Raw genomic sequence first — 4291 nt, 5'->3', positions numbered from 1 at the left:
GATGTTCTACAACCCACAACGCCGTCATGGTTCAACTGGCGACCTGTCCCCTGTAGAGTTTGAACGGCGCTACGCGCAACGAGGGTCTTGAGTGTCTACGGAACCCTGGGCGTATCATATCTCTGCTATGGTCACTTTTCTATTCTTGCGAGCGCTAATAGTGCTCAGGCCTTGAAGAAGGGCGCTGCCCGAGCTGCCTGCCGCAATCTTCTCAAGCGCTGACTCAACCTGAGTCTTGTATGGCTCTTCCCGGGCGCTTGTCTGAGTGGAAATATAGATTCCTGGAAAGTTTGTTTGACCGATTGGCATGTCGAGTATGTGTCGTTGAAGTGTTTATGGACTGACACCCGAATGGTAATTGCGAGCAGGCAAGCACATTGCCGTTATGTGAAATTCTGTCATCAATGGCGAATGGATGATCCAACTCGGACTCCGTTGAAAGTGGCCTCATCCCTATCGCGTTGGGGTTCGTCGAGCCTGCGCGGTCGTCAAGCAGAGCCGGTCGGCGTTTTACTACCAGCCTCGGGCGCGGGCGGGACATTGGTGAGGGTGAAGCGCGAGGCTTGACCGCTATCATGCTTGCCCCCGCCTTGCCGATCACCGTTCATGCGTTCAACCCCTCGTACAACGACAACCGCGCTCCCCGAGACCGTGGGCGCACGTCTTCTGACGGAGCGAAAGCGCCTTGGCCTTACGCAAACCGAAATGGCCGAGCGCTGTTCTGTCACTCGGTGGGCGCAGCTGAATTTCGAAAAGGACACCAATCTACCGGGTGGCGGGTATCTCATCGCTGCGCACCACATTGGCGTAGATATCCTCTATGTCCTGACGGGGACACCGCCATCGTATAAACGCTGATCGGCGCGCTGCTGGCCAACGTCACCGGCAACTCGGCATAGGGATGGATGACATGGGGCTTGAGTTCAGGCAATCGTTTGAGGTGTTTCCAGGTGTTAGGCTGAACCTGTCCGGTAGCTGCATCACCGCCAGCTTCGGAGTAGACGGCGCGACAGTCAATGTCGGGGCTCAAGGGGTCCGACGTCCCCCCAATTTTGAGTAGCCCCTCAGTTTGGAGTCCAATTCCCTACCCCAAGGAGATTGGACGTGAAGAAGCGTTTTTCCGAAGAGCAGATCATCGGCTTTTTGCGCGAAGCCGAAGCGGGCATAGCGATCAAGGACCTATGTCGGCGGCATGGCTTCAGTGAGGCCTCGTACTATCTGTGGCGCAGCAAGTTTGGCGGCATGAGCGTGCCCGACGCCAAGCGGCTCAAGGACCTTGAGGCCGAGAACGCGCGGCTAAAGAAGTTGCTGGCCGAGCAGTTGTTCGAGAACGACCTGATCAAGGATGCGTTGCGAAAAAAGTGGTGAGCGCACCGGCGCGTCGTGCGCTGGTGCGCGAGTGGATCGGGCGTGGTGCCAGCGAGCGTCGTGCGTTGGCAGTGATCGGTATGAGCGCCAGTGCGCTGCGCTATTGCCCGTGCCAAGACCGCAATGGCGAACTGCGCGAGCGCATTCTTGCGTTGGCGCATCGCCATCGCCGCTACGGCGTGGGGATGATCTATCTCAAGCTGCGACAGGAAGGACGCCTGGTGAACTACAAGCGCGTGGAGCGGTTGTATCGCGAGCAGCAGCTACAAGTGCGGCGGCGCAAGCGCAAGAAGGTACCGGTTGGCGAGCGTCAGCCGCTGCTGCGGCCAGCGCAGGCCAACCAGGTGTGGTCGATGGACTTCGTGTTCGACCGCACCGCCCAAGGCCGGGTGATCAAGTGTCTGGTGATTGTGGACGACGCAACCCACGAAGCGGTCGCCATCGACGTGGAGCGCGCAATCTCCGGGCACGGGGTTGCGCGCGTGCTGGATCGGTTGGCACACAGTCGCGGCCTGCCGCAGGTGATCCGCACCGACAACGGCAAGGAGTTTTGCGGTAAGGCAATGGTCGTCTGGGCACATGCCCGTGGTGTGCAACTACGGCTCATCCAGCCGGGAAAACCAAACCAGAACGCCTACGTCGAATCGTTCAACGGCCGGCTGCGCGACGAATGCCTCAACGAACACTGGTTCCCAATGCTGCTGCATGCACGCACCGAGATCGAACGCTGGCGACGCGAATACAACGAGGACCGACCCAAGAAAGCAATTGGCGGCATGACGCCGCCCGCTTATGCCCAACATCTGGCAAACACCGATATCATCAGCACCGGACTCTAAACCCGGCCGCTACTCAGGGCGGGGGGGACGTCGATCCTCCCCGGCCTTCAGGCCGGGGAGGATGTCAACGCGTCAGTGGAACGCATTTTCAGCGGCCGCACGCCACTGCTGGATAAGTTGGCCCACTCGCTGCTACGCGCGCAGACCGATAGCGAGTTCGACGCCCTGCAAGGTGCAGCCGGGCAGCCCGACGCCGCCGACCACGATCCTGAGGACGCCCCATGAACGCATCACGCTTGACCAGTATGCCCCGTTCGATTGCGAGCAGTTCGGTGAGCAGCTCACCACCTGTCTGGAGGCTCAAAATCCAGTTGCTTGGCATCTCCCCCACAGTGTGGCGTCGGCTCGATACCTACGCTGATGTCGCATTGGCGCAGCTGCACTACTTCATCCAAGGGGCGATGGGCTGGGAACTGATGCACCTGTACTCGTACGGGCATGGCAATGGCAGCGAGATTTCCAGTAAACGTCGCTTGTGCGATGTGTCTGGCATTGGAGAGACACTGATCTACACCTACGACTTTGGCGATGACTGGCAACACCGAGTGACCGTCGAAAAGCTAATGGAAACACCATCAGGAAGTTATCCGCACTTGATTACCGGCAAAAACGCCTGTCCGCCGGAGGATTGTGGCGGACCATGGGGCTATGCGGAGATGCTCAGGGTACTTGCTGGCCGCAGCAGTGCCCGCCGACGCGAACTCACGGAGTGGTTAGGGGGCCGATTCGACCCCAGCGCGTTCGACATTAGTGAAGCCAGAGAACGTCTTGCTGAGTACGCCAAGCTGTCCATGCGGAAAGCTCAACGTTGAACGCCAACTGCGCTGCGCTGGCGGCGCGGTGGACGGGTCACACAGACCTCATTCCTGGGGCGGTTCAGCCTGATCGCGTGGACGTGCCCAGAAAGAAAGCCCAGCGCATCGGCTGAGCCGTTGGTGGCGAGACCAGGTCGCAGACCTTGCAAGGCGATCAACTGAAACGTCTGTTGCGGATCTCCTGGCGCTCCTCTGCGGTCAGATCATCAATGTGGATGTAGTGGACGCCTAGACCGCGCGGTGCGCTCAGAAGCTGTGATTCGTTCTCGTCCTGGCTATTGTCGGGCGAAGAGATCAGGCCAACGATCGTTCCATGCGGGGCCACCCGCCATAGCGCCACGCGCTGGAAGACGCGTGGCTCATCGGCCCCGGCAGCTTGTGGATAAGTGGCGTACCAACCATCGGCAGGCAGGTAGCGATAAGAACCGTAGTCGTTCATAGCGTCTCTGGGCGATGCGGGATGACGCTCTGATTGTCGGTATGCGCCGGTAGGCGGGATGCGGGAGTTTCTGATTGGGCGCTATAGCTACGCACCGTCTCATCTGTGCTTCTCTGCTGCGATAAGGGTTTCGCGCACTACGCTCAGTGCGCCGGATGGGCTGCGAGAGCTAACAGCTGGCGACCGAGGTCTGGACAGGTTCGTTTCAGGACTTTCGTCAAGGAGTAAGGGATGGAGACAGCCATCCCAGCAATGCGGATCCGGTCCGTGCTACCTAGTCGTTGGCTTGAACCCGCCACCTTTCGTTGGCTTGATTACGAGGAGAACTGATGATGTCCATGTCAATGCGTCAATGTGCTGCCTGCGTTGTGCTGCTCGGAAGTTGCATCTCGCTCGCCCAGGCAGCGCCAACCTGCAACAACCCGGTAGGCGAATGGAAAAACCAGCTGGGTTCCACACTCACGATCACCGCCGTACAGACCTCCGGTTAGCTCTCTGGTACGTACATCTCGCCTTCCGGCACCACTGGTTCGGTATATCCGCTGGTTGGCTGGTTTGCCAACCCGGTTGCTGGGTCGACGGCATCGAGCAAACTGCCCGCCATCACTTTTCGGTGCAGTGGGGTAACTACGGCAGCATGACTGCCTGGACCGGTACCTGTGATGCGTCTGGCGGCGTGCCGGCCATCACCACAGTCTGGCACTTGGTACGGACCGGCTCCCAGTATTCGTGGGACCACATGCTGACCAACAGCGATGTTTTCGTCCCCAAATGACAGGGGGGGGGGGCTTCCGCACATGAACCGAACGTCGTCCAGATGTTGCATAGCC

The 4291-nt window shown here is 59.5% G+C and carries 6 protein-coding genes and 2 pseudogenes; 6 read left to right on the top strand and 2 right to left on the bottom strand.

The annotated features are described in order from the left end of the window. Positions 1–114: 114 nt before the first annotated feature. Entirely contained in the window at positions 115–309 is a 195-nt protein-coding gene (locus tag EO156_RS24660) for a M91 family zinc metallopeptidase (RefSeq protein WP_326492060.1), read from the bottom strand. A 297-nt stretch (positions 310–606) separates the two neighbouring features. Between EO156_RS24660 and EO156_RS24535 the strand changes: the two are divergent. The 5 genes and pseudogenes from EO156_RS24535 to EO156_RS23425 all read left to right on the top strand — a co-directional run. Continuing rightward, positions 607–828, top strand: a pseudogene (locus tag EO156_RS24535) (helix-turn-helix transcriptional regulator); the annotation flags it as partial. A gap of 73 nt (positions 829–901) precedes the next feature. Continuing rightward, positions 902–1060, top strand: a complete 159-nt coding sequence (locus EO156_RS23435) for a DUF4236 domain-containing protein (RefSeq protein WP_313905532.1) — start codon at positions 902–904, stop codon at positions 1058–1060. Between the two features lie 44 nt (positions 1061–1104). Further along, positions 1105–2207 (top strand): IS3 family transposase gene (locus EO156_RS23430; RefSeq protein ID WP_098477664.1). Its coding sequence is split into 2 segments (ribosomal slippage): positions 1105–1363 and positions 1363–2207, totalling 1104 coding nucleotides; the frame shifts between segments, so codons are not numbered across the junction. A 75-nt stretch (positions 2208–2282) separates the two neighbouring features. Beyond that, a complete protein-coding gene (locus EO156_RS24075; protein WP_016850978.1) occupies positions 2283–2432 on the top strand; it encodes a hypothetical protein in 150 nt (49 codons plus the stop codon). A gap of 47 nt (positions 2433–2479) precedes the next feature. Further along, entirely contained in the window at positions 2480–3019 is a 540-nt protein-coding gene (locus tag EO156_RS23425) for a plasmid pRiA4b ORF-3 family protein (protein WP_026007196.1), read from the top strand. A gap of 157 nt (positions 3020–3176) precedes the next feature. Here EO156_RS23425 and EO156_RS23420 read toward each other — a convergent pair whose 3' ends face one another. Continuing rightward, on the bottom strand, positions 3177–3461 hold the full coding sequence (locus tag EO156_RS23420; RefSeq protein ID WP_016850980.1) for a hypothetical protein: 285 nt from the start codon (positions 3459–3461) through the stop codon (positions 3177–3179). Between the two features lie 329 nt (positions 3462–3790). On the opposite strand from EO156_RS23420, the pseudogene EO156_RS23415 reads away from it, so the two are divergent. Continuing rightward, positions 3791–4236 (top strand): annotated as a pseudogene (locus tag EO156_RS23415) (avidin/streptavidin family protein). The last annotated feature ends 55 nt before the right edge of the window (positions 4237–4291 follow it).

Origin of the sequence: Xanthomonas sp. DAR33341, from assembly GCF_003992815.1 — a bacterium.
Lineage (GTDB): Bacteria > Pseudomonadota > Gammaproteobacteria > Xanthomonadales > Xanthomonadaceae > Xanthomonas > Xanthomonas cissicola.
Note: the sequence above shows the minus strand (reverse complement) of the source record. Positions and strands in the feature narration are given on the sequence as shown.